The sequence below is a fragment of the Enterococcus sp. HMSC061C05 genome, from assembly GCF_001814765.1.
Lineage (GTDB): Bacteria > Bacillota > Bacilli > Lactobacillales > Enterococcaceae > Enterococcus_B > Enterococcus_B lactis.
In genome coordinates, this window is sequence record NZ_KV817744.1 from 1 (window position 1) to 24302 (window position 24302).

Below are 24302 nucleotides of genomic sequence, written 5' to 3' on the forward strand. Positions count from 1 at the left end.
TATTCGTTGATTGTTCTGATTGTTTGAAAGCTTGTGACGAACGCTCCGAAGAAGTTACTTGTCCTTTCTCTTCGGTGATCAAGGATGCGACCGAAGTGACTTCGAAAAATAAAATACCTAGCAAAGCAATAATTCCAATAACTAAAAAAGACCGTTTTGACATACCCATTCTTCCTTTAACCCTTATTTTCGCAGAATTTCTCAAAAAAAAAATTTTTTGCTACTTTATCGCTACTTTATTGCTCTATTATCGTTGGTTATTTTAAAATCAACATTCGATAACACTCAACCTAAAATAAAGGGCTCTCATTTCTTTAGAATTTTCTGCTATTTCCCATTGATACTAGGATAAATGAAAAAAGAATGGCATATGAGATAAACATGTCTATTTTTTACTGTATTTTGATTGAATACTGTGATAATTCAAAAAATTTATCCACACTTTACACTTTTCACTTGAAACCTTCTATGATAATGACCGCTTTCAAGTGTAAAAAAACACTTAAAAGCGGTCATTGGCTGTTATTCATAAGATTTTCCTAAGATAGTTAAATCAATCCGTTGATTATCCATATTTGCAACTTTAGGTAAATGCCCCCATTGTTCAAATCCATTTTTTTGGAACAGCTTGATGCTCGCTTGATTGATAGTAAACACAAAAGCTAAAAGTGTGTCGATCTTACAATCTTTCAGTTGCGATTCAGCAAAGGATAATGCTTTTTGTCCTAAGCCATGTTTTCGATAAGTTGAATCAATATAAACACTTATCTCTGCAGTATTTGCATAAGCTGGTCTCCCGTAAAAATCGCTAAGGCTCACCCATCCTACGATATTTTGATCGATTTTTATGACCCACAACGGGCGTTCTTTGGTTTGATGAGCATCAAACCATGCCTGTTTCGATTCTATTGTTACTGGTTCTAAATCAGCTGTAGATAAGCGAGTAGGAATCGCTTGGTTATAAATTTCTACGATTCTAGGCAAATCTTGGATCTGTGATAAAGCAAAGTTGATCATTGTTCACAATCCCCTCATACGTAATTGAGGTTATTATATCACTATCCTTCCTTGCTGCAATCATCTTTTGATATTTTTCTGAAAAATTGTTTTTCAATTACAGAGTAGTTGGTCGGGAAATTCTCTTGTATCTGTAATCAAGGTCCTGCCGAACCCTGCAGTTCCTCTTATCCCATGAAAGTCAGAACCTCCGAAACAAGAAAAGTGATAGGTTTGGATGAACTCTGAAAGGACTTTAAGGTCTCTTAAGCGATGAGCTGGATGATATTTCTCCAAACCATCAATCCCGAATGAAGCGAGTTCAGGAATCAAATCATAGTTGTCAAATTTCCCTGGACATGCTAAAACAGTCAATCCTCCGCCGTATTTGATTGCTTCTATGGCATCATATACATTTATTTTTTTCCGATCATCAGAAACTTCTTCTGTCGTCATGAGTTTTTGATAAAACAGAGGATTCATTTGTGTACCATAACCTCTTTTTTTCAATAAACGATATAAATGACAGGGATAAAGTGCAGTTGCCGTCTCTGCTTCCTTCCAAAGTTCTTCTTCCTTCAAACGATAGCCTTCTGCCTGCAGTTTTTTTAACTTACATAAAGTTTGATTTGTTTGAAAATGGAGTAACGGTCTGCACAACTGCTCGATATAGCTCCGATTTGAAAGATTGTAGCCCAATATGCGGACATCTTTTTGTCTTTTCAAGTCAAAGGCACTAATTTCGATTCCTTCAATCAAATTAACAGGTGAATCATAGAATACTTCTTTTACTGCTTCTATTCCTGCGAATGTATGATGATCCACGATGGCTAAATGGTTTACTTCTTGGGTTGTTGCTAAAGACAAAAGCTCTTTTGGATGAAAAAAACCATTCGAATAGCAGCTGTGCACATGTAAATCTGCCTTCATTCCCGTTCTCCTCTTTCTATAAAAATTTATGTTTTGACTATATATTTTTCTTTTAATTTCAAAGAAATGAATTCTAGCAATACAGCAATCGTCAAGATCATATAGACCATTACACCAATCTCTCGAAAATCAAAATAAAAGTTACTAGCCATCGTCAACTGAAAGCCTAATCCTCCTGCACCAGCTGCAGCTCCTACTGCGATCGCATTTGTAAAATTGATTTCAAACCGGATGAATGTCCAAGAAAGCAACGTCGTAAAACAATGAGGGAGAACACTTTGAAAAACAATCTGCCACCAGCTTGCTCCACATGCTTTCAAACTTTCAATCATACCAGATTCCATTTCTTCGATACTTTCAGAATAAACTTTTGTCAAATAAGCAATGCTGTGAAAAGACATCCCGATAACTGCAGCATTCGCTCCTAATCCAATCAAAATAGAAAAAATCATGACCCATAAAATTGTGGGAACTGCTCGAATAAACGACATCAGCCCTCTTATCATATTGGAAAGAAAGCCGCTGCTTAAATTTCTGGAAGCTAACAGACTAAGAAAGAAGGCAAGAAAAGCACCAATCACCGTTGTTAAAACAGAGAGGCCAATCGTTACACCAAGGCTTTCTATTAAAGAGAACGCCGTAAATCTTCCAGATAACTGTGGACGTAAGAAAATATTGAATATATTGGAAAAAAAAGCAGAAACTGCTTCTGTTAATTTGACATTCCCATAATCCATCGTGATTACCGTATATACAGAAACCAAACATAAAAATAGGAGCATAAGCTTTACAATGATCCGTTCTTGACGCCATAGTTTTACTTTTATTCTTTGATTTCTTTTCCTGAATGCCACTTTTGAATAAGAGGTTGGATTAAGTATGGCATTCGTTTCATTTGTCTGATAATCCATCATCAGCGGATCATCCTCCTTACTGTATTCGAAGTCGTCTCTAATACGATAACTGCGATAATGACAGTCAGCGTAACCATTCCGACTACATCGTATTGGAATCTTTTGTAATAAAAGTCAAATAAAAAACCAATACCAGTTCCTGTCAGTATCCCGACTAGTGTAGCATCCCGAATATTATTTTCAATTAGAAAAAGGAGCCAGCTAAGGAGCTGATTCAAACACATCGGCAAAACACCTTGCCAAATGATTTGCAAATAGGAAGCTCCTGATGCCATCATCGCTTCAATGACGCTGCCAGATACTTCATCGATTGTTTCCATGAAGGAACGGGTCAAATAACCAAATGTCGTAAAAGTAATCGCCAAATAGCCGGTAAATTCGTTTTGTTTAAAACTTAGCAACAAAATCATTGCCCATACGACGATAGGGACATTTCTGAAAAAACTCGCCATGCCTCTAGCCATCACTTTTGTGAAACGATTCAACCCGATTTCTCTTGAACCAATCACAGCTGCTATCAAGGCAATTACAGCACCTGATGTCGTAGCAGTCACTGCCATCAGTATCGTCTGGATGAGTCTAGACACGATGATCGATAAATAGGCTCGAGAATCGTTTGTCGGAATAAAGTTGGAGAATAGCCAGGTAAAACTTTTGGGTATAGCAGAAAAAGCTGTTCCTGCCTGAAATCCAACGCCATGGGCTGAAATAAAATAAAGAAAAGCAATCAGCAAAATATAAAACAAGCGATATCTTTTTTGTTGTCTGAAAAATTTTTCTGCCTCTATCTTTTCCATTCTCTCATCCTTTACACTAATAATTTTTTAGATTGATAGATCGTTTCTATTTTTTCTTTTGTTAACTCAGACGGTCTTCCTTCAAATACGATTTTTCCACTATTCACTCCAATGATCCTATCGGAATAATCGATGGCTGTTTCCACTTGATGCAAGTTGACAAGGCAAGTAATCGCCAATTCATTGGTTATTCTTTTTAAGTAATCCATGATTGTTTTAGCAGATTTTGGATCAAGAGAAGCTATTGGTTCATCACATAAAATCAGTGCCGGATTTTGCATGAGTGCTCTGGCGATTCCGACCCGCTGCTTTTGTCCACCACTTAATTCGTCACATCGAGTGTACGCAAATGCCGAAAGATCGACCTTTTCTATAAGATCAAAAGCCTGTTCTTTTTCTGCTTCTCGATAAAGCCCAGCAGCTCCACCGAGCGTTGTTTTATAACCCAAGCAGCCATGCAGTACATTTTCGATTACGGTAAGACGACTGACAAGATTATAGTGCTGGAAAATCATACCAATACGTCTTCTTTTCTTTCGCAGTTCTTTTCTTTTCAGTTCATTCATTTCCCTCTCCTCAAATCGGATCCTCCCACTATCTGCTTCGATCAATCGATTGATCGTACGCAAGATAGTAGATTTCCCCGCCCCAGAAGGTCCGATGATCGAAACAAATTCTCCTTTTTCAAGTGAAAATGAAATGTCCTGCAATGCTTGATTTCCGTTTGGATAGGTTTTTGTAATATTTTTTACTTCTAATAGCATTTGGCTGTCCTTTCCAATCTCTTCTTATTTATTCATTTCTTTGATTTCATCGTAAAAGTCATCTGTGACTTCCACATATCGCTCATTTCCTTCTTTTGTGAACATCCCTGGGACATCAGCATCTTTTGGTGCAAAAATAGCTGTGTTTTCAGCCGTACTATCGGCAGTCATCCCTTCGATGATCTTATCGATATCTCCTTCCGACAACGTCTCTTTGTTTGCTGCAATTGGTCCATTCAAGACCGGTATGGAAAAAATGACTTGTGCTTGTTCCCCTTGCACTGTGTCAAAAGGAGCTTGAGCATCTTTTTTTACTTCGTAAATGACTCCTGCCTTGTTTTCTTCTCCTTGGATCACATCAAAATATTGTGGCATATTCATAAAAGCAGCTACATCCGCGTCACCTTTTAATAAATTGATCATCGATCCTTGATGAGACCCACCAAACAACACTTTTTCAAAGAATAGACCATCCATGATAAGATCATCTGTATTCTTTAAATCAAAATGTTCAGCGATTTTGTTGCTCGGTACAGTAAAACCAGAAGTTGAGGTATTCGTGACGAAAGAAATCGTTTTGTCTTTGATTGGATCAATCGTATAGCCACCTGTTTCTTCATACTCTTTGCTGTTTTCTGGTTTCACCGCTAAAAAGCTGTAATATAACGCGTCTTCCAGCGTTCCGCTTGGCCCAGAATTGGTCAAGATGGCTTCTACTTGCTCATTTTTCTTGTTTGCTTCGATATAACCTTCTGCACCCATATAAGCTAAGTCTACTTGTCCATTTGCAATAGATTCCACGACCACGTTGTAATCTGTACTTGTCACTAATTCGACTTTCTTATCTGTAGCTTTTTCAACCACCGCTTTTACCGCTTCTCTTGCCGGTTCAAACTCTGCAGCAGATTCATTAGGGTAAAAAGCAATTTTGATCGTATCAGAGGATTGGTTTTGATTACCACTTACTGTCTGATTAGATGAACGACAACCTGCTAACACTATTAGAGTTGCTATTAATACTATACGCACCATTGTTTTTTCTATTTTTTTCAACTCAAACATATCTTATGCTCCTTTTATTTATTTGCTACATCTTTAGTGTACCTTCTATTTGTAAAGTTCTAATTTGTATCCTTCTTAATTCAAATAAAGATTGTAAAAACTATGTAAACACGTGATTTCTCTATTCAAAAAGTTTATCTAAGCAGGAACAAGGTTCTTTGCCTCTTTTCGGCTGGCTAGACCTAAACCGCTTTAAACAAAGATTTACAAAACTCACTGTGCTGGAAATATTTTTACGACGAATTCTTTCCTATTTCGGTTAAAAACAAAAAGCATGACCTGCAACATGCAGGTCATGCTTTTCATTCACTCTTACTTGATTAAAGGAGAAGTATCTGTGATAATTGCGATCAATTTCTTTCTTAACTGATCGAATTGACGATACGATTGATTGAATAATGTTTGCACAGACTGATGGCTGTTTTCCATCCAATTTTCTGGCTTTTCCTCTCCAAGAAAATCAGCTAGAAGCTGGTCTGTTTTTGTTTTGTTTATTTTCTCCGCTTCTTTTAGCAGATAAAAATCTTCTACACCACGATACAGTTCTTTATAGCGAAGAGACAAGAGCAGGCTGCCAGAGACAGATGGATAGACTAAGCACAAGTCACCAATTGGAAGTGAACTAGTATTATAACGGATATCTTCTCTTGCATGTTCCGGCCAGCAGTTATATGCCCACCTCAGCAGACCATCCGTTCTAAAATAATAAGCTAATGCGCCTTGTAACCGGCTTTCTGTCAATGGACTGTGTAAGAATGTATTTGGTTTATCTGGATAATTACAGATGTAGTATTGTGTTTTTCCAGGAAATTGTTCCTTCAGCCATCCATGGTTTTGACAAGTACAATAAAAAGATGTGACTGGATAGTCGATTTCTGAAATCAAGGCTTGTAAGACTGGTTCCTTGTCAAATGCCACTTTCAACTGCAACGTTGGTTCGATTTCTTTTAGACGTTTGACAGCTTCTTTAAACGTATCGATTTCGTGTGCTTTTGGCTCATCTGCCATGAGACGAACTTTGTCCCAAATGTTCTTTTTCTTGAAATAGGTAAACAATTGCTGGAAATATTGTCTGAGCTCTTCTTGTTTTTCGATGAATGCCATTTGCTGCATTTCCTCATCATAATAACGGATCACAAGTTTTTCTGGATGTTCTACTGCTTTATTCAAAGGAAAGAAGGGCGGCTGCCAAACACCTAAAAGGCCGAACACATCGATTTCTTTATCGATCCCTGCTTCAAAAAAACAAGCTAAATACTTATCCAAAATTGAAAAATCACACTGGATATTTCCTTCTTTTGTTTTGAGGACTTTGACCATTGAGTATTCATACAAGTTAGCTGGGAAATCTTTAACAATATAATTGAACCATCCTTTCCAAGGGATCTCTCCTGCAATGACTGTAATCGTTTTTTGGCCTAACTCAGCTAAGGTTGAAGCCATTGTCTGAATCAGTTCAAAATGTTGATTACTCCAAAGAGGCACTTGGAATGTACGAGAAAGATTAGAAGGTTGCTGCCAAATGTCTAAATGGAAAGAATCAGTTACTTTATCACTGAACGTAAAGGCTTCTACGGTTACTTCTAATCGTTTCTGTCCGATGACTGTTTCTTTTGTCGTTATCCCTGCTTGATAAATCGTGATATCTATCGGATAGATACCGGATTTTTGTTGACGATCAACCGGGATTTCTACATAAATAGGAGCAAAACGATCACCAGAATAAGTATGTGCGTTTTCTTCCAACAGTTTATCCCCATAGAAAATATCGTCTTTTCCGCAATAATATTCAATAAAATTCGATTTGATTGGCAGTTCCGAGTTGATTTCTATCCGGTATATAGGTATTTCAATCGCATCCGGGATCGTAAATTGATCGTCTAAGCTATAATGATTTTTCTTCCCATCATGTAGCAATAACTGAAATGCGGCTGTACTATTTCGATAAACAGATAGATTTTCGAGTGGTTCCGGTTCTTGGGCAAGCATACTTGTAGATGGTTTAAAGGTTTCGTTCGTCAGCAAGATATTCATGGACAACCTCCTGTTCTTTTTTCGGATAGGTATATAAAGAGAATTTGATGATTTTAGGCATATTACCGATATACGGCGTATAGCGCTCATCCCCATTCAAAACACGCTCTGTGATCCATTTTTTGCCTTCAAAGTATCCTTCTTCAAAATTCAAAATTTCTGAACGCCGCTCTTCATCTACTGCTTCGTGGAATAGCGCAAAGTTGCACCCAGCAAAAAAATAATCATTTTCTAATTGAAAAAAGAGACCGGCAGTGTTCAGCTGCTCTTTCTTGTCTTTACTTAAATATTTGATCAAAAATCGGTAATTTTCATCTTGATACTGATACGTCGTGTCCTTTTCCTTTTTAAAAGAATGGATCTTGAGTGTTTCATCCGTTAAAAATGGGGTTAGTTCTTTGATTATTTGATAACACTTAGTAAAATAAGGCAAACTTCCTGTCGGGTCAAAAGCCGCTTGGTCTAATCCTAACTGTTTCAAGAAAGCCTGATCCTCGTCTATTATAGCTTCCGTACTTTTTCGAAGATCTTCGATTCCAAAAGGAGAATACAAAAGTGCTCCTTGCCCAAATGCATAGAAACAATTGGATAGATAGCTTAGATCTTTTCTTGTTTCTGGTATGAAAAGGGGTTGATCAATCATTTGATAATCTTGAATGATTTCCCGAACATTTTCTTCATAGATGTCTGGAGCAAAAGCCGTTAAGCTAGGTGCATTTTTTGCCCATACGTTTAATACATTTTTTGTAGGCCCACCACTAGGATAGTCGCCCGCGCGTTTTCCTTTTTTATGCAGCCAAGCATTGGTGAACAACGGGATATCTAACCATCTTTTTGCCTCTACTGCCATCTTTTCCAGTGCATGACTAAAGGCGTAGGCCATGAATGTCTCCTCTGGAAGTTCTTGCCAGTTTTTTGCTAGAGGATATAATTCTCTGATTTTTTCTGGAAGTGTGGATCCATATATTTGCCGTGCTTTTCTAGAGTGATCCCTTGCCGTTTCAAGACAGCCGACCTCGTTTTGGATCTGCATCATGCATACTTGATCTTTCAGCGGATGCTGACTGATAAATTGACATAGGCTAGATAATGCGCGGCAATCTGCTTCAATTGCTTTCGTGCAAAATGGTGAGATACAGTTTAACTGCTCTTGCTTTTGGTTGACTACTCTAAAATAATTTTCTGTGTCTGTCTTGATCCATGAAGGAACATAAGTAGATAAACCGTTTTTCCATAAACCGAACCATAGAAAAACCAACTTGATCTTATTTTCAGCCGCTTTTTGTAACTGGGCTTCTATCAAATCAAAGTTGAATACTCCCGGACTTGTCTCGATATTTTCCCAATAAACAGGTACAAGCAGGGTGTTCAATCCGAGATTGTTCACAAATGGCCAAATATTTTTTTCCATAGAAAGCACCGTAGAAGCTGCTGAATTATGCACTTCTCCGCCTAAGAGAAGACAGGGTTTTTCATCCATGAGAAAATAGAACCGATTGTTCTTTTTGATTATTTCATATTTCATTTGTTTCCTCCGAGTATCGATTCTTTGATAGGAAAGTTCAACGGCACCAAGTCAATTCATTTACCCATTGACTGATCTTTGTTTTTGGAAATTTCTCTGGCGAAACCTCACACAGCTGGTTGAAGGACAAACTTCGAATGATTTTGAACCTACTTCTATCGGTTAAAAATGGCAGATGTTCAAGTAAGATCGATTGATTGGCTTCAATGGCGTATAAATTTTTGATCGGTACTTGCCAAATGTCTTCTATTTTTTGCGTAGTTTCTGCAGCTGCTTGTACCCAAATGATTTCCAGCCACTCGATACAAAGCTCAAACCACTTGGAAAAACGAGGGTCCACCATCTCTTCACTATTTCCACTCCACTTATTTCCTAATGATAATCCGTGCTTTCCTTTTTGAAAAATATGTGTTTCAAAAGGTACATCATTTTCTTCTAACGCTCTCAAATACAAAAGAGAATTCTCGATAGGCACCACATTATCTTCGAATGTAGAAAACAAAAAAGTAGGTGGCGTTTGCGGTGTCACACACATTTCCAAAGAAGGAGCCTGGATCTTCATCGCTTCTGCAAAGGAGCTTAAAATGGCCGGATAAGCAAGGATACAAGCACTTGGTTTTCGATCGGACAAAGTAGACAAAGCGGCTGCTAAATGCCCACCGGCAGAAAAACCGATCACTGCAATTTTGGTTTGATCGATTTTTGCTTTTTCAGCTAGTAAGGCAATCAGATCCATGCTTTTTTCTGCATCCGCCAGTGCTTTGTGGAAATCACGGTGTTCTCCAACGTGATAGCGCAGCACACCCGCATGATAACCTTCAGCAGCAAATTTCAATGCAATCGGCTCTGCTTCTCTTTCACTGCAAAATCCATACCCTCCTCCTGGAATCACTAGTATGAACGGACGTTTGTCAATACGGTGAAATTCGGGCTTTTCTTCATGAAGATAAACCGTTAGAGTCGTATTGGCTTCGTTGTCAATAGTCATCGTATCGATCTGCATAGGCTTACTCCTCTTCGTTTAATCCATTTTCAGCAATCAATTTTTGGTACCAATAAAAGCTATCCTTTTTATAACGATCCAGCGTCTTCAAAGAATCGTCTGTTCGATCAACATAAATAAAACCGTATCTTTTTTCGATTCCTTCATGGGTGCTGATCAAATCGATCGCGCTCCACGGACAATAACCAATCACCTCTACACCATCTTCCATTGCTAGATACATTTGCTGGATATGCTGTTTCAAATAGTCGATACGATACTTGTCATGGATTTTTCCATCTTCTGTTAATTCATCTTTTGCTCCTATTCCGTTTTCGGTTATCAATAACGGCAGACGATATCTTGAATAGATCTCATTTAACGTATAACGGAACCCTTCTGGATCGATTGGCCAGCCGAATTCAGTCATTGGCAAATGTGGATTCGTTGTCGCTTGAAAGAAGCCGGGGATCCCAAAGCCAGATTGCTGATCGATCTTGTTTTCTTTTTGATAATAGGCTGACACAGTCATGGTATTGTAATAATTAAAAGCGATATAATCGCATGTACCTTCTAACATGATTTTTTTGTCTTCTTCTGTTACTTCAGGACAGGCATTGATTTTTGACAAAATATTCCAGGCATTATGGTTATAGACACCATAAACCGCAGCATCTAAAAACAACCAATTTCTTAAAGCGCTCATATTCATTGCAGCCAACTGGTCTTCTGGTTTATCAGAAGCAGCATATACACTGGCAATGTTCGGCGCGGGTCCGATCTTTCCTGGATAATTCCCATCATGATAATTTTTCGTGACCAGTGCTTGAGCAACGAGCATATGATGGTTTTCTTGAAACTTTTCTTTCATTGATTTATTACTTGTACCAATGATCGATCCAGCTAAAGCCATGACATTTTGTTCATTGATTGTTTGCCAATAGTTTACTTCTTGACCGAATGTGTCAAAAAGCAGTTGGCAGTAATCAGCGAAAGCTTGGATCGTCGCCCTATTTTCCCAGCCTCCATTTTCATGGATCTCATAAGGCAAATCAAAATGGAACACCGTCACGATCGGCTCGATCTCATTTTCCTTCAATAATGCAATGAGTTTCTTATAAAACTCCAGCCCTTTTGGATTAACCTTTCCATTGGACATGACTCTACTCCAAGAAATCGAGAACCGATAAGCTTTTAACCCTAGCTCTTTAAATAAACGAACATCTTCCTCAAAGCGATGGTAATGATCTACCGCCACTTTGAAATCACTTGTTCCGTCAGGTATTTCTTTCATATCTTGAACAGACGGCGCTTTACCGTCTGTATCCCAAGCTCCCTCTGTCTGATACGCACTAGTGGAAGCTCCCCATAAAAAATCAGTTGGAAATCTCATTCAATCGTACTCCTTTCGCTGCACCGATCAGATTTGCTTCAGACTCAAAGGCGGCAGCTTCTATCGTCATTTTCGTAATCGTTTGTTCGATCATCGGCGACACAGAAAAGATGGCTTCATAATTTTTCTGGATATCACTGATCAGCCTTTTTTGTTTGCTGATTCCGCCGCCAATAATCATTTTGTCCAAATCCAACAAACATTGGATATTGAAACAGAGAATCGCTACTTGATTGCAGTATGTGCGATATAAAGTTTGTGCTTGTTCATCTTCTTTTTGATATAGATAATCAAATACAAGAGGTCCTTCTGGTTCACACTGAAATAATTTTGCCAGTTCTTCTACTAATCGAACAGCTGACAAATTGATCCCTGCAAATGATTCAGCTCCATTTATCCCACGATCTTGTATCAAGAAACTAACTTCTCCAGTTTGACAATGCGGCCCTTTTCTCACCTGCCCATCCAGCAAAAGTCCAACGCCGACGCCTGTTCCTAGAATGATCCCTGCACCATTTTCAATCCCTTTTAAATGACCGAAACTTGCTTCTCCCAATACAGCAGCTTTCGCATCATTTTCTACAAACACACGAACGGGCAGCTGTTTTTCTATTTCTTGCTTTAAATTGACTTCATTCAGGTATGCGACTGCTCCACCAAAAAAGACGGTTGACGCTTCTTTCACCGCACCAGGAACAGAAAATCCGACAAATTCAATGGGTTCGAGCTGCTGATAAGAACGGATCAATTCGACAAGGACAAGGATAAAATTGTCCTTATCAGTTTTTGGTGTCTCTATTTGTCTTTTTTCTCTTATTTGCGTATCCATTATTAAAGCTGACTTGATATACGTTCCACCAATATCGATACTTAAGGTCCACATGCTTTTCCCCTTCATTATGCTTCGACTTCTGCATTGATGATTTTTTCTGCTTTCGTTTCTGCTTCTTCTTTTTCCAACGCCGCTTCTAACTCTAGTTCTTTCTTATCTGCGATCTTAATGAATGGGTACCACATCACCACACCGATTGCCATACAAATAACCATCAGGATCGTGTAGTTCAGTCCGCCTGATAAAGGCATCTTCACAAAAGTAGGAGTTGTCCAAGGTAATAGTGACATCGTCGGATTCAAAGAAATCGGCAATATGGTAGTGGTTAATCCCCATGTAACGAATCCTGCAATCAATTGTGTAAAGATTTGTGGAATAAAGAAAATCGGATTCAAGATGATCGGCATCCCAAACATCAATGGTTCTGTCACATTGAATAAGGATGGAACAAAAGATAATTTACCTAACTGTCGCATTTTGGCTGACTTGCTTTTAATCATGAAAAATGTCACGAATCCCATGAAGCCAGCTGCGTACATCCCCATGTAGATAACAGACGGAACTAAATAGGGTAATGCTTTTCCTTCTTGGAAGGCAGCAATGTTCCCAACGACCATCGTCATACTGATTGCGCCTAAAGGTCCTTGCAAAACAGCATTGTGGATACCGAAGAACCATAAAACAGCTAATAATTCCATGATAATGATGATCGATAACGGACTCGCTACTAAAGAGTTCAATGGGGCATTGATTACATCAATAAAGAATTGGAAAATCGTTCCTGATTGTGTCAAACCAAACAATACTCGCAAAGCAAATACAACAACAAAAATGATTGTAACGACAAATACTGGTGACAAAGATTGTGTGACCATCGGCGGCACACTTTCCGGTAATTTGATCATAATATTTTTCTTAGCTAAGAAGGCATAGAAACGGGTAATGAGCAAAGCGACAAGCATACCGATAAACAATCCTTGACCACCCAGATAATCCAATCGCAACGCACCGACTGCTTGTTCGACTGCTTTGCCGTCTTGTGTAACAGTCGTCATGACGGATTGCGGCATCAGCATAATGAAACTTGCCAAAGAGATGATGGATGCATTCCGTTCATTGGTCCCTAATTGTTTTGCATAAGAGAAAGCTAAACTGTATACGACATACAACGAGAAAACACCTGTAGCGCCATTAGTGATTGCTTCCACATGAGGAAAAATCCCCACATTTTTCAAAAAATCGATCCAGCCAGGAAATGGGAAATTTCCAATAATCGTAATGAAGGCAATCCCTAATGTAATTGGGCTTGTTCGGATAAATCCTTCCATCAATGCGGCTAACACTTTGTTCTTTTGTAATTTCTCCGACATCGGCAATAGTCTGCTGCTTAAAAACTGTTCTAATTTTTCCATCTTTCTTCTCCTTTTTTATAATTGAATTGTACGGTCATCTTCTGAATCTACTGTCGAGAGAGAAAAAGTAAATTCGCCAGACTCCCAAATTTTTTCCCCTTGATTGTTATAAAACATAAGTGCTTCTTTTGATACTGTATAGTTAATCAATTTTTTCTCATCTGCGTGTATGGAAACGACTTGACTCGCAATCAACCGTTTGACTGGTTGCACAATAGAGGCTGTCTTGTCTTTTACATAAATATGGATAACTGTTTCTATTGGTGTTGCTGAATGATTAACTGCTTCATAAACAAATTGCAGCTTATCTTCTTGATCCTGTATTTCCTGCCAGTTTGCTTCGACTTTTCCATATGTTTTCCCGGCACCAAAAGCAAACAGCGGCTCATTGGATTCATCAATATACTTAGACACAAAACGGGTCGAATGCGTACTTGTTTCTAAAGGTCGGCCAGTTGAAGCATGTGCATAATAGATTGGGACCTGCCCCTCACTCCGTGGGAACGTCATACTAAGTCGAGCACTTGGCACTGCTTCCCCTGCAAGAAGATTGGCAATACCGATGCCTCCCATCGTTCCAGGATACCAAACGAGCAGCAAACTAGAAAAATAAGGTTCGATCTCTGTTAGGACCAGCGGACGTCCGGTATATAAAATCCCTACGATTGGTTTATCCAATGCTGCTAACGCTTTGATCAAACGTTTTTGCTTTTCAGGTAATCGAAGGTTGGTTTTAGAAGCTCCTTCTCCACTTTCTAAAAATTGTTCACCAATCGTCAGCAAAATCACGTCAGATTTTTCAGCAGTTTCCAATGCTTCTTGGATTAACGTTTCCTCGTCCTCAATCGTTCCATTCAGTTGTTCAATTCCGGCTTTTAACGGTCCAAATGGTTCATAGGAATCAAACAGGTTGAATCCTTTTGCAAATAGCAGCTGTTCTTTTGAAAAATGCTGTTCTAGTCCATCTTTGAGCGGGATACTATCTTGTGGTTTACCACTTACAGATGCCCAGAATCCAATTGTCAGGCGACTTTTGCCGTAAGGTCCGATAATTGCGATTTTCTGATGTTTTTTTAATGGTAGTGTGTCGTCATTCTTCAAGAGGACACAACTCTTTTCGACTAGCTTGACTGCTACTTCTTTCGATTCTTCCGTCAAGATTTCTCCTGTGTTCTCTTCTTCGAGTCCTCGATACGGATCTTCGAATAATCCAAGTTTGTTCTTCAAGACTAAGATTCGCCACACTGCCTCATCCAACAATTGTAAGATTTCTTTGTTTTCTTCTGCTAATTTTTCTAAAGAATTGGCATAGACAGAAGTCATCATATCGAAGTCCACACCGGCTTCTAACGCCTTTTTAGCTGAGTCTGCTTGATCTTTCGTGTAGCCATGTACTTGCAACTCTTCAATGGCCGCATAATCAGAGACCAGTACACCGTTAAAGCCGAACCTCTTTCGAAGAATCTCCCGATTCAGCCAGCGATTACCGGTAGAAGGCACGCCATTCAACACATTGAATGCGGTCATGACTAGTAAACAATTGGCTTCAACTGCCGCTTGATAAGGAGCAAGGTATTCATTGAAGAGACGTTGGTTGGACATATCGACGGTATTGTATTCCCTTCCAGCTTCTGGGGCCCCATATCCTGCAAAATGCTTGATACATGCACCAACACGGTATTTGTCAATCAATTGGAGATTGTCTCCTTGGTATCCTTGGACAGCGTGTTTAGCAAACTCTTTTGCAGTATATACATCCTCTCCTGGAGACTCCATCACCCGTCCCCAACGAGGATCTCTTACTAAATCAAGCATAGGTGAAAATAGAACATGTAGTCCGCTTAAGTAACTTTCTTTTGCTGTTTCTTGTGCAGCTTTTTGGATCAAATCAAAATCATACGATCCCGCTTGTGCTAGCGGGATAGGAAAAATGGTACGAAAACCATAAATAACATCTGACATAAAGAGGAGCGGGATTTTTTTACTACTTTCTTCCATTATTTTTGTTTGGATTTTTTTTAGCTTTTCGGGTTCATTGATATTATAAATGGAACCAATCTGACTTAAATCAAAATCATCAGGAAAACCTAACTCCTTTGTTGGTCCAGTATTCATCACATCACTATCAGTAAACAAGTCGCCGTTCAACTGGACTGTTTGTGCGATTTTTTCTTTTATTGTCAAGGAATCGGCTAGTTGCTTTAATTGTTTTTCATCCATTAGTTTCTCCTTTTTTGTAACCGTTTTTACATTTTTAATTATAACGATAAAATTTTCTTTGTTATACAACAAAAGAAGACTTTATATAAAAATAGAAGGAAAATACCTGAAAAATTTAATATTCAATATGTTATTTTTGCGTTACAATGGAAGAAAAAGGATAGACAGGAGGAAAATAATTGAAACAGACAGCGATTTCTAAAATAATGGATTTGTTATACAAAAAATATCTGATTCCCATGGTTTTATTTGATTCAAACGGCAAAGTTTGCCATCCGGAGATTTCATGGGATATACATCCTATCATGGAGACATTCATTTCACCAAAAGAACATCAGCCCGTATGTTTATTTAATCACTTTCCTTTTATGTTTGCTAAGCTTGATTTTATGACAGACAGCAATTCCTATTCCTTATTGATCGGTCCTTGCGGCATGATTGGAGAATCTCCCGATACATTTCTATTCAAAGGTCATGTCTATCACTACGGTATTCACTATACGAAAGAAACAACTGCAGCATTTGAAGAATTCGTTCAGCTTGCCTATGCTTTTCTAACACACAAATTATTGAAAAAAGAGGAATTGCACTGGATTTACCAAAAAGAAATCAAGCAGCGCTCTACCACAGATCAACGGTTGGAGGACAGTCTATACGACCGGCGGATGCAAGAAGCCACTTTTGATTCTTACCAATTCGAGCTTCGATACACAGAATACATCAAACGGAATCAGCCAGAAAAGATCGATTGGTTATTCAAAAAGATGCAAGAAACGTATCATGTCGAGTTATCCGAAAATGAATTAGAAGGTTTGAAGCTGAAATTTTCTGCTTTTGTTGCCATACTGACACGTATCAGTATCGATGAAGGAGTCCCAATCAATCAGGCCTTTAGTTTATCAGATGCCTTGATCCAAGGCTTGTTCCGTATCCATTCTTCTAATGAATGGCACACTTATATGAAAGAGGCGACTTATCGTTTCATGGAACTGATCCATCAGCAACCTCTAGCCGATAAATCCATGCTAGTCAAGCAACTAATCAATTATATAGACAGCCATATTTACGACCGTGTAACGCTTGACGAGCTAGCTGAGACATTTGACAAGCACAAAACACATCTTTCTGCTTTATTCAAAAAAGAAATGGGCCAAACGATCCATTCCTATATCCAAGAACGGAAGATCAACGAAAGTAAACATTTGTTGCTTTTTACGGACAAGAGCTATAAAGAAATCAGCGTATTGCTTTCATTTGCAAGTCAAAGCCATTTTATTCAGGTCTTTAAAAAAACAACTTCCCTTACGCCAAGAGAATACCGCGATCAACATTATGCTTATTCCGTCCATTAAAACGATAAAAGTGCATATTTTCTGATTAATAAAAAAACAAATATCATTTATATGATGAAATTTATAGAAAAAATCTGTTATACTAATCGTAATGAAATCTGTCTTAGGGGAATCGAACCATGAAAATCTACTACATTGAAGATAACTTGTTTCATCAGGAATTATTGAAGAAAGAATTACTAAAACATAAAGAGTTGAGTGCCCTCTCTCTTCAAATATACCCGAGCAGCGAGTTGGAAACGATTTATAAGCGTTTAGATACACTGGTCTTTTCTTCTTCTGATTTGTTTATTATCGACATTGATTTAAAGACATTGCATAGTGGCATTGATTTTGCTAAAAAAATACGGAACAAGAATCCAGAATGCTCGATTATTTTTCTATCAAACGATAATACACGCGGATTAGAAATCATTAATCAGCAGATTCGCCCAGATCGCTATCTTGATAAATCAAACTTAGAAGAAGTTGCACAATCATTGAAACAGCTACTTTTAGAAAAATTGGAAGCTCAAAAACAATCTTCCTCTATCATTGAACTGCAAGGCGCCACAAAGGTCTTTTTGATTGCGCCAGATGAAGTCAATTATATCTCAACGATCAATGGTTCTCGTTCCACCTTGGAATTTTATGGAACAAATGAGAACTTCGTTATTCATGATAAAATGAAAAATATCAAACAAAAATTCCAAGACTATCATTTCTTTAATGATCTGAAAAGTTTTTCTATCAACCCATTCAATATCAAAGAAGTAGATAAACAAATGATGGAAGTCCATTTCAAAAATAAAGATACACTTCTTTTAAGTTCTTCTAGTGTAAAAAAATTGTTACGCCATATTGACCAACTAAAACAAACAAACGGGTAGGACATGTCTGTCCTGCCCGTTTTTAACTTCCTTATTCCACTTTGTTAGCTATTCATACAGTTTTACTGATTGACTTCTCATAAATCGTCAATTCCAAGACAAACATTTTCGTACGCTTTAAATATTTGATTCCATAGTTGGCATTTAGATATTTATCCGTGATTTTCGAAAAGTTATAAAGACCGAGTCCCCCATTTTTTTTCGTTGAGCTTCCTCTTTTCATCAATTTAGCTAAGCTTGTTGAGGACATATCAGCAGGATTCTCGATTTTGAAATAAAACCGCTCCTTTGTTTGATTGATCGTAATACTGATTGGCTCTTCTTTTCTTGTTTCATCACAATGCTCAATGGCATTATTCAGTGCAATAGATAACAGACGAAGAACATCGATATAATCTGCCTTGATATTATTGATGATATTCAGAACTTGGATATCATAAGAAATGCCAGACTGATTGGCTCTTTCCATAAAATGATAAAAAAGCCCGCGTACTGCCGGATCACTGATTCGCTTCAAGGGATTGTGTCTCGCATCATCGATCGCTTCTAAAGAATAATCCTTTAAATGGGTCAATAGTTTGATAGAATTCTCCTGACTGTCATTCATCAAGCTGTATTCCAACGCAGAAATATAATTCAAATAATCATGACGGAAATCATCTAATTTCTCGTAGTATTCTTTTGTCTCCTGATTGTCTTTCAAATAAAGTTCGATCACTTGGAACTTTTTCTTATATATAATAAAGACAATAAAAAAAGCAGTATAAAAAATACTATATAAAAGCGTGATGATCGAAGTAAGGATATAATCCAACGAGTAAAAACTAATACCTAAATGAAAGATGTAAATCAGCACATAAATCACAACAGATAAAATCGTCAAGCCTTTCAGTTTTTTCGTATAGCCACTAAAATAATCGAATATATCATACTTTTGATCTGCTTTTCTGATCAGCAAAAATAAACTAGTTGCTAGTACTAATTCTACTGAAAGATTCAAATAGCTAGTATAAAATCCCAAATACCTTGGAATATCGATTGCTAAGAAAAAGGAAATACCTACCACATTCAATAAAAAATTTTGTAACAGGATCGATAAAAAAATATTTTCTACCAAAAGATATAAAAACCAACACATTGCAGCATAAGCGATTGCAAAGAAAACGAATGTGTATGGAACAAAAAACATATTAGCTATCATTAGCCCCAAATAAAACAAGAGGAATCGCCATTTTGACGCCCCTTTAAACAACAGACTCATCCAAATAAACAAATTTAGATAAGCAATGAGAACAAACATGATTGACTCCATCAACTAACTCCACCCTTTCGCCCCTATCATAACAAAAACAAGAAGGAAAAACAGCCACGTTTCCCCTTCTTATTTTTTTATGGTGCTCTTTCGATCGTCCATTCCAACTGTGACTGATATTCACCAGTATAAGCGCCTGGTGAAACAGCTAACTGGAATTGATGGTTCGCATCTTGTTGCAGAGAATAATCCGTAGCATTGTTTTGAACGACTGGCAAGCCCACTGCTGAGCTATCATTGATTGACAGCTTTTCTTCCCCATTCAGATAGGTCAATTGCGCAGGCAAATCTCTTGTTCCGTCAGAAAAAGATGTGGTCTGTTTGACTTTAAGCTGCCAATCTTTCGGAATTCCTGTCGTATCTTCTACAACTACCCCAACAGTTGCTTGTGGTGAAGAATAAACAGTGGTACCGGAAATAACCATCTTATTGAATTGGATCTCCGGATCGATCGATTTAAAGCTGACGTTTCCTTGTTTCAATATGATTTTAAAACTTTCATGATTAGATAGCTGACCTTCTGCATCTTTGGCATAAACTTCTACTTGATTATCACCAGTGTTAAGATCAGCGAGAGAAATCTCTTGTGAGAAAGGAAGCCATGAGTCTTTTGCTGTATTGCTGACATTGTCTTGCAAGACTCTTTCTTGCCCATTCAGCTTATAAAATAAAGAAACAGCATTGCTGTCTTTATCTTTCCATTCCCCATCGATCGTCAATGACTGATCTGTCGGAAACACACTGACGGAGGCATTTGCCAAAGAATCAGAAAGTTTGATTTGTGGTCTTAAAGCTTCATCATTTAAAATTTGGTAAGAAGTTTCATACGGTCGTACTGTATAATTATCCCCAATAAATTCTGTATAATCTTCTGCTTTAATTATTTTTTGATTAGAATCAATATTTTTTACTTTTACGTCAAACGTTATTTCTACACTTGTCCATTTATTTTCATGCACGTCTCCTAAATCATTGGTCAATTCAGGAACGATTAGATGATTTTCTGGTGTAATCTGTGGTTCTTCCTTCGTTATCGTACCTGTTTCTGGGTACTTAACTGCTAATGTATGAGGGACATATTCCACATATGGATTAAGAAATTCTTCTCCCACTACATCTGTCCAATTTTGAATTCCGCCTAAATAAGTTGCTTTTAAAGAATAAGTCAAAGTGTCACCCATGTTTACATCTTTATTAATGACACTTGTGTTATTTTTCAATACATCTGTAGTAGTTTCTACGTTAACAGCTTTAGGCAGTTCTGAAAATACTACAGCATTAACGTTAGAATCATCACCTGTAGTTCCTGTGAACCCCCAATAAACATAGTCACTGGAAAATACAGTTCGTGGAAGATTACAAACCCTACTTTGTCCATCAAATACATAGGTAATTTGCTCTGTAATATGATCATAGTGGACTTCAAAATCATGCCATTGTCCATTGGAGAGAGAGCCATTTGGTAGATTGATCGGCTCTGTCAGCAAATTGTGACGTACTTTTACCTTCTGTGTAAGCCAACTTGAATATACATCATAGGTCTCTGGATTTCCTGGCATAGTTGCTGCAATATGATTTGGACCAGGTTTATAGTTGTGGCTATTTTCGTCATATGCATTACCTTTACCTTCATTTTGATGCGTATCAAATTCAATAGAAAAACTGTTTTGTAGTGCTTCTTGTGCAGCTTCAGTGCTGTTTCTAGCTTCTTGTGAAGAATAAACGCCTAAAGCTCCACCTTCTGTTGAACTTGAAAAAGCATTATTACCTCTTGGATCGTTTTGAAGCGTGAAAGTAATACCATCCGCTGCGTATCTTCCTTTGTTTCCTAAATACAATTTCATTTTTGTATCAAAATCTTTGTTCAAGTCTAATTGATAGTTAGTGGCTGACCACAACGCAGCTCTTTGATCCCTATTATCATCAGTGAGAACACATACATCGTTTCCATTTTTATTCTTAGCAATCGTAGCATGACTATTGCTCCCAACTGGCACTAAATTAAACGCATCTGCTAAACTTGTACCATCTGGCGCATTTAAAATAACATCATTTACTGATTCGGCTCTAACCTCTTGTATTTCAAAAATAAGAAAGAGAGAAACAAGACCCAGAATCGAAAATATTTGTAAAAATAGATGGATATTTTTATTCACCTTTTTTTTCAATATTCTCACCTACTTTTTTTGTTTAAGTAATTTGTAACTTAAAAATGCGATGATCAATAATAACAAGATTCCGACTGTGATGATAGCTGGGAGATATGGGATTCCTTTGTCTTCTGTCACTGCTTCTTTGTTGATCTTTTTGGCTTTTTCTGACTGGATCGTAAAATCAGTTGTCAGATGCCATGTTTTATCTGTATTGCCTTCGTTGGCATCGATCGTCACCGTATAATCTCCAGCTTCGATTTTCTCCTTATTTAAACTGATTGGAAAGTCAAAGTTCGTATTAGGGGCAATCGACATATTCTCCTTTTTTGTTTCATAAAGAACATCTTTTGACCCTTTTTTCGTGATTTTCGCATCAAAATTAACTTTGCTGATGATTCCAGGTGTTGGATTTTGCACATTAGCAAACACAGTCGTATAGGAATTTTGCAGACCAGCTTTTGCTGAGTTCAGTTTCAAATCGGGCGTGACGGCATCTGTATCGTTTTGCAGTTTCACACCGATCACGTACGCATATTTATTACGGATTGCTGTTCCGTCTACTTTTTCACTCACATTATCTTTTTTACTGATGTGTATTCCACCAAGAATGATTCCTTTGAATCGATCTTTTGGCATTTGAACTTGGAAAGTCACATCTTTGGATTCACCAGCTTGTAATTCAATTTCTTGATTTTTAGGAGTGACTAGCTGATTCAATACATATTTAGCAGACGGATCTTTCTTCAAATCTGTTTGTCCGTAGTCAATGACCCCGTTACTGTTTGTGGCAGCATTATTAACATCTACGTTAAAAACCGCTTTTTCTTTTGCTGAGTTAGCTAAATGGATTGAAATCTCTTTTTTTTGATTTGGATCTAATTGCAAATCAAAGTAAGAAACGTTTTTATTTTTTTGAAAGTCGGGAATATTTGCATTGACGCTATACGCTGATTCATTTGAATCAGCGTATGTCGTCAATGGCATCACTACAATACTTAATAAACTAAGAGCAGCAACAAACAATGATTGAAGTTTGTTCATTTTTCTCTCCATTCTAAGCAGTTGGGCCTGCTGTGAGTGTCCAAGTGATCGTTGCTGTGTATTCTTTTGCTTCAACAGAACCTGAAGGCACTTTTAACTGTATTTTATCATTGTCTCCTTTAGTCCCTTGGAAGACGTCTACCCATGAACCTTGTCCTTGCAAACTGTCGGCGGTCATTACTGGTTTTGCTTCCGTATTGTCAAAAACCACATCGTGTGCTGTTGGGTTTTCGCTAGTGTTATCTGAAGTTGTTTGGATTTTCCCACCATTGAATGATAATTCCGCACCTTTTAATTCTGAATGATCTTCCGCTGTAAAATGAGAAGCGGCTGCTGTTAATATCCAGCCACCTTCTACCCCTCGTTTATCAGTGATTTGGACATTGGCTTCTGTATTTTCTGCATGATAAACTTGCTCACTTGCTGAGATTTCTTGTGTACCGAAAGTGATATCAGATACATGGTCAATTGATAATGGTCCATGATCGCCTGTTCCATGGTCGTCAGGATTATCTGGAATCAATGGATCAACTGGATCATCATTTCCACCTGTAAATGTAATCTTTGCTGTAGAAGTGGCAGAATCTTTGGTTGGCTCTGTTTCATCTGCTTGTACGTTCAATGTGCTTAATAATGAGCTTGATAGCAATACTGTCGCTGCTAATGTGTAAAATACTTGTTTTTTCATCGTTGTTATTCTCTCCTTATTTGTACGTAATAAATGTTTAATTAAGCTGGTGCGTCTGACAAAGTCCAGACAAGTGTAGCTGTGTAATCACCCACTAAGTTACCTGATGGGACTTTAAGAGTGACATTACCTGGTTCCATTTCATCTGCCCATGTCCCTAAACCAGTATTAGCAGCTGCTGACATGATGTTTTGCGCATCATTATTCACTACTACTTTGCTTGTAGCAGGAGCTGCAGAACTATTGTCTTCCACGGTTTCTGGTGTACCCACTGGTAATGTTAGTTCTGCACCATTCAATGTTTTATCTTCTGAAGTAAATCCTGGTTTTTCTGTATCGTAACTAACTTGTAAATTCCAGCCAGCACCAGTTCCTCGTAGATCTGAAACTTGGACTTCGGTTGTTAACGCTGGTTTTTCAGCAGTATATGTTTCGGTTTTTCCTGAAATCGTTTGTTTTCCAAAATCGATTTTTGACATATAATCGATACGCAAGTCCCCAGTATTTCCAGTTGGATCATTTGAAGGAGGATTATCATCAGGGTCGATTGGATCAATTGGACCTACAGGATGATCTGGATCTTGTGCCGTCAAACCGATCTTTGCAGTACTTTTCCCATTTAGGCCATCTGCATGTACAGCTAATGTTCCTGCCAAAAGTGTTGTACTAATTAATGCTGTAGCTAAAATTGTTTTTTTCATTCTCTATTCCTCTTTCTTTTCCAAAATATTAATAACAAACTGATTACTAAAAGAAATATTCCACCCCAAGTAATAAATGATTGCTGAATCTCGTTGGTTTTTGGGTATTTCTTTTGTCTGGATTGATTTGCCGATTGTTCGGCATCTTGCGAGGATGGTACGGATGGATCGGTTGAGCTTTGCGGAACACTTCCTTCAAAAGTGATACCTACACTACTTTTTTCACTTGCAGCAAACACTACTTGGTTGAAAGCAGAAAGTTGTATCAAGCAGCTCAACACAAAAACCAATGTCAAACATTTTCTAACTCTTTTCATGAAAGCTC

At 37.8% G+C, this 24302-nt stretch carries 21 protein-coding genes and 1 pseudogene; 2 read left to right on the forward strand and 20 right to left on the reverse strand.

Going from position 1 to position 24302, the window contains the following annotated elements; all coding sequences use genetic code 11:
• The 14 genes and pseudogenes from HMPREF2988_RS07060 to HMPREF2988_RS07125 form a co-directional block, all read right to left on the reverse strand.
• Nucleotides 1–163, reverse strand: a pseudogene (locus HMPREF2988_RS07060) (polysaccharide deacetylase family protein); the annotation flags it as partial.
• Nucleotides 164–522: 359 nt separating this feature from the next.
• Nucleotides 523–1017 carry a GNAT family N-acetyltransferase gene (locus HMPREF2988_RS07065; RefSeq protein WP_070770288.1) on the reverse strand — a complete coding sequence of 165 codons (495 nt, stop codon included), beginning with the start codon at nucleotides 1015–1017 and terminating at the stop codon, nucleotides 523–525.
• A 93-nt stretch (nucleotides 1018–1110) separates the two neighbouring features.
• The gene (locus HMPREF2988_RS07070) at nucleotides 1111–1926 is read right to left on the reverse strand and encodes a PHP domain-containing protein (protein WP_002308779.1); all 816 of its coding nucleotides are present in this window, start codon (nucleotides 1924–1926) and stop codon (nucleotides 1111–1113) included.
• Between the two features lie 26 nt (nucleotides 1927–1952).
• Nucleotides 1953–2840 (reverse strand): PhnE/PtxC family ABC transporter permease, encoded by an 888-nt coding sequence (locus tag HMPREF2988_RS07075; protein ID WP_083314611.1) that lies wholly within the window; start codon nucleotides 2838–2840, stop codon nucleotides 1953–1955.
• Entirely contained in the window at nucleotides 2840–3637 is a 798-nt protein-coding gene (locus HMPREF2988_RS07080) for a phosphate/phosphonate ABC transporter permease (RefSeq protein WP_070770289.1), read from the reverse strand. The genes HMPREF2988_RS07075 and HMPREF2988_RS07080 overlap by 1 nt, the downstream gene beginning before the upstream one ends.
• An 11-nt stretch (nucleotides 3638–3648) precedes the next feature.
• Nucleotides 3649–4401 (reverse strand): phosphonate ABC transporter ATP-binding protein, encoded by a 753-nt coding sequence (gene phnC / locus HMPREF2988_RS07085; RefSeq protein ID WP_010732263.1) that lies wholly within the window; start codon nucleotides 4399–4401, stop codon nucleotides 3649–3651.
• A 24-nt stretch (nucleotides 4402–4425) separates the two neighbouring features.
• The gene (locus tag HMPREF2988_RS07090) at nucleotides 4426–5463 is read right to left on the reverse strand and encodes a phosphate/phosphite/phosphonate ABC transporter substrate-binding protein (protein WP_083314612.1); all 1038 of its coding nucleotides are present in this window, start codon (nucleotides 5461–5463) and stop codon (nucleotides 4426–4428) included.
• A gap of 312 nt (nucleotides 5464–5775) precedes the next feature.
• The gene (locus HMPREF2988_RS07095) at nucleotides 5776–7497 is read right to left on the reverse strand and encodes a DUF4091 domain-containing protein (protein ID WP_070770290.1); all 1722 of its coding nucleotides are present in this window, start codon (nucleotides 7495–7497) and stop codon (nucleotides 5776–5778) included.
• The gene (locus HMPREF2988_RS07100; RefSeq protein ID WP_070770291.1) at nucleotides 7466–9022 is read right to left on the reverse strand and encodes a DUF5597 domain-containing protein; all 1557 of its coding nucleotides are present in this window, start codon (nucleotides 9020–9022) and stop codon (nucleotides 7466–7468) included. The genes HMPREF2988_RS07095 and HMPREF2988_RS07100 overlap by 32 nt, the downstream gene beginning before the upstream one ends.
• Nucleotides 9023–9059: 37 nt before the next feature.
• Nucleotides 9060–10025, reverse strand: coding sequence for an alpha/beta hydrolase (locus tag HMPREF2988_RS07105; RefSeq protein WP_070770292.1), 966 nt, complete (start codon nucleotides 10023–10025; stop codon nucleotides 9060–9062).
• A 4-nt stretch (nucleotides 10026–10029) separates the two neighbouring features.
• A complete protein-coding gene (locus tag HMPREF2988_RS07110) occupies nucleotides 10030–11397 on the reverse strand; it encodes a glycoside hydrolase family 1 protein (protein WP_070770293.1) in 1368 nt (455 codons plus the stop codon).
• The gene (locus HMPREF2988_RS07115) at nucleotides 11381–12295 is read right to left on the reverse strand and encodes an ROK family protein (protein WP_083314613.1); all 915 of its coding nucleotides are present in this window, start codon (nucleotides 12293–12295) and stop codon (nucleotides 11381–11383) included. Before HMPREF2988_RS07115 ends, HMPREF2988_RS07110 begins: the two co-directional genes overlap by 17 nt.
• On the reverse strand, nucleotides 12295–13641 hold the full coding sequence (locus HMPREF2988_RS07120) for a PTS sugar transporter subunit IIC (RefSeq protein WP_002302944.1): 1347 nt from the start codon (nucleotides 13639–13641) through the stop codon (nucleotides 12295–12297). Before HMPREF2988_RS07120 ends, HMPREF2988_RS07115 begins: the two co-directional genes overlap by 1 nt.
• A gap of 15 nt (nucleotides 13642–13656) precedes the next feature.
• Nucleotides 13657–15861 carry a glycoside hydrolase family 3 N-terminal domain-containing protein gene (locus tag HMPREF2988_RS07125; RefSeq protein ID WP_070770295.1) on the reverse strand — a complete coding sequence of 735 codons (2205 nt, stop codon included), beginning with the start codon at nucleotides 15859–15861 and terminating at the stop codon, nucleotides 13657–13659.
• A 206-nt stretch (nucleotides 15862–16067) separates the two neighbouring features.
• Here HMPREF2988_RS07125 and HMPREF2988_RS07130 point away from each other — a divergent pair, with 206 nt between their 5' ends.
• Together HMPREF2988_RS07130 and HMPREF2988_RS07135 are read left to right on the forward strand one after the other, a co-directional pair.
• Entirely contained in the window at nucleotides 16068–17213 is a 1146-nt protein-coding gene (locus tag HMPREF2988_RS07130) for a helix-turn-helix transcriptional regulator (RefSeq protein ID WP_083314620.1), read from the forward strand.
• 119 nt (nucleotides 17214–17332) lie between these two features.
• Complete coding sequence (locus HMPREF2988_RS07135; protein ID WP_070770297.1) at nucleotides 17333–18082, forward strand: LytR/AlgR family response regulator transcription factor; 750 nt, start codon at nucleotides 17333–17335, stop codon at nucleotides 18080–18082.
• A gap of 52 nt (nucleotides 18083–18134) precedes the next feature.
• On the opposite strand, the gene HMPREF2988_RS07140 is transcribed toward HMPREF2988_RS07135, so the two are convergent.
• The 6 genes from HMPREF2988_RS07140 to HMPREF2988_RS07165 form a co-directional block, all read right to left on the reverse strand.
• Nucleotides 18135–19394 carry a GHKL domain-containing protein gene (locus tag HMPREF2988_RS07140; protein ID WP_070770298.1) on the reverse strand — a complete coding sequence of 420 codons (1260 nt, stop codon included), beginning with the start codon at nucleotides 19392–19394 and terminating at the stop codon, nucleotides 18135–18137.
• Nucleotides 19395–19471: 77 nt separating this feature from the next.
• A complete protein-coding gene (locus tag HMPREF2988_RS07145) occupies nucleotides 19472–21571 on the reverse strand; it encodes a lectin-like domain-containing protein (protein ID WP_070770299.1) in 2100 nt (699 codons plus the stop codon).
• Nucleotides 21572–22588 carry a WxLIP family cell surface protein gene (locus HMPREF2988_RS07150; RefSeq protein WP_070770300.1) on the reverse strand — a complete coding sequence of 339 codons (1017 nt, stop codon included), beginning with the start codon at nucleotides 22586–22588 and terminating at the stop codon, nucleotides 21572–21574.
• A gap of 13 nt (nucleotides 22589–22601) precedes the next feature.
• Entirely contained in the window at nucleotides 22602–23276 is a 675-nt protein-coding gene (locus tag HMPREF2988_RS07155) for a WxL domain-containing protein (RefSeq protein WP_002308748.1), read from the reverse strand.
• A gap of 41 nt (nucleotides 23277–23317) precedes the next feature.
• Nucleotides 23318–23977, reverse strand: a complete 660-nt coding sequence (locus HMPREF2988_RS07160; RefSeq protein WP_070770301.1) for a WxL domain-containing protein — start codon at nucleotides 23975–23977, stop codon at nucleotides 23318–23320.
• Nucleotides 23974–24294 (reverse strand): LPXTG cell wall anchor domain-containing protein, encoded by a 321-nt coding sequence (locus tag HMPREF2988_RS07165; protein ID WP_070770302.1) that lies wholly within the window; start codon nucleotides 24292–24294, stop codon nucleotides 23974–23976. The genes HMPREF2988_RS07160 and HMPREF2988_RS07165 overlap by 4 nt, the downstream gene beginning before the upstream one ends.
• Nucleotides 24295–24302 lie beyond the last annotated feature (8 nt).

Coding starts and splice junctions, on each gene's coding strand:
- HMPREF2988_RS07065 (WP_070770288.1), bottom strand. CDS start 1,017: ATGATCAACTTTGCTTTATCACAGATCCAAGATTTGCCTAGAATCGTA.
- HMPREF2988_RS07070 (WP_002308779.1), bottom strand. CDS start 1,926: ATGAAGGCAGATTTACATGTGCACAGCTGCTATTCGAATGGTTTTTTT.
- HMPREF2988_RS07075 (WP_083314611.1), bottom strand. CDS start 2,840: ATGATGGATTATCAGACAAATGAAACGAATGCCATACTTAATCCAACC.
- HMPREF2988_RS07080 (WP_070770289.1), bottom strand. CDS start 3,637: ATGGAAAAGATAGAGGCAGAAAAATTTTTCAGACAACAAAAAAGATAT.
- phnC (WP_010732263.1), bottom strand. CDS start 4,401: ATGCTATTAGAAGTAAAAAATATTACAAAAACCTATCCAAACGGAAAT.
- HMPREF2988_RS07090 (WP_083314612.1), bottom strand. CDS start 5,463: ATGTTTGAGTTGAAAAAAATAGAAAAAACAATGGTGCGTATAGTATTA.
- HMPREF2988_RS07095 (WP_070770290.1), bottom strand. CDS start 7,497: ATGAATATCTTGCTGACGAACGAAACCTTTAAACCATCTACAAGTATG.
- HMPREF2988_RS07100 (WP_070770291.1), bottom strand. CDS start 9,022: ATGAAATATGAAATAATCAAAAAGAACAATCGGTTCTATTTTCTCATG.
- HMPREF2988_RS07105 (WP_070770292.1), bottom strand. CDS start 10,025: ATGCAGATCGATACGATGACTATTGACAACGAAGCCAATACGACTCTA.
- HMPREF2988_RS07110 (WP_070770293.1), bottom strand. CDS start 11,397: ATGAGATTTCCAACTGATTTTTTATGGGGAGCTTCCACTAGTGCGTAT.
- HMPREF2988_RS07115 (WP_083314613.1), bottom strand. CDS start 12,295: ATGAAGGGGAAAAGCATGTGGACCTTAAGTATCGATATTGGTGGAACG.
- HMPREF2988_RS07120 (WP_002302944.1), bottom strand. CDS start 13,641: ATGGAAAAATTAGAACAGTTTTTAAGCAGCAGACTATTGCCGATGTCG.
- HMPREF2988_RS07125 (WP_070770295.1), bottom strand. CDS start 15,861: ATGGATGAAAAACAATTAAAGCAACTAGCCGATTCCTTGACAATAAAA.
- HMPREF2988_RS07130 (WP_083314620.1), top strand. CDS start 16,068: ATGGATTTGTTATACAAAAAATATCTGATTCCCATGGTTTTATTTGAT.
- HMPREF2988_RS07135 (WP_070770297.1), top strand. CDS start 17,333: ATGAAAATCTACTACATTGAAGATAACTTGTTTCATCAGGAATTATTG.
- HMPREF2988_RS07140 (WP_070770298.1), bottom strand. CDS start 19,394: ATGGAGTCAATCATGTTTGTTCTCATTGCTTATCTAAATTTGTTTATT.
- HMPREF2988_RS07150 (WP_070770300.1), bottom strand. CDS start 22,588: ATGAACAAACTTCAATCATTGTTTGTTGCTGCTCTTAGTTTATTAAGT.
- HMPREF2988_RS07155 (WP_002308748.1), bottom strand. CDS start 23,276: ATGAAAAAACAAGTATTTTACACATTAGCAGCGACAGTATTGCTATCA.
- HMPREF2988_RS07160 (WP_070770301.1), bottom strand. CDS start 23,977: ATGAAAAAAACAATTTTAGCTACAGCATTAATTAGTACAACACTTTTG.
- HMPREF2988_RS07165 (WP_070770302.1), bottom strand. CDS start 24,294: ATGAAAAGAGTTAGAAAATGTTTGACATTGGTTTTTGTGTTGAGCTGC.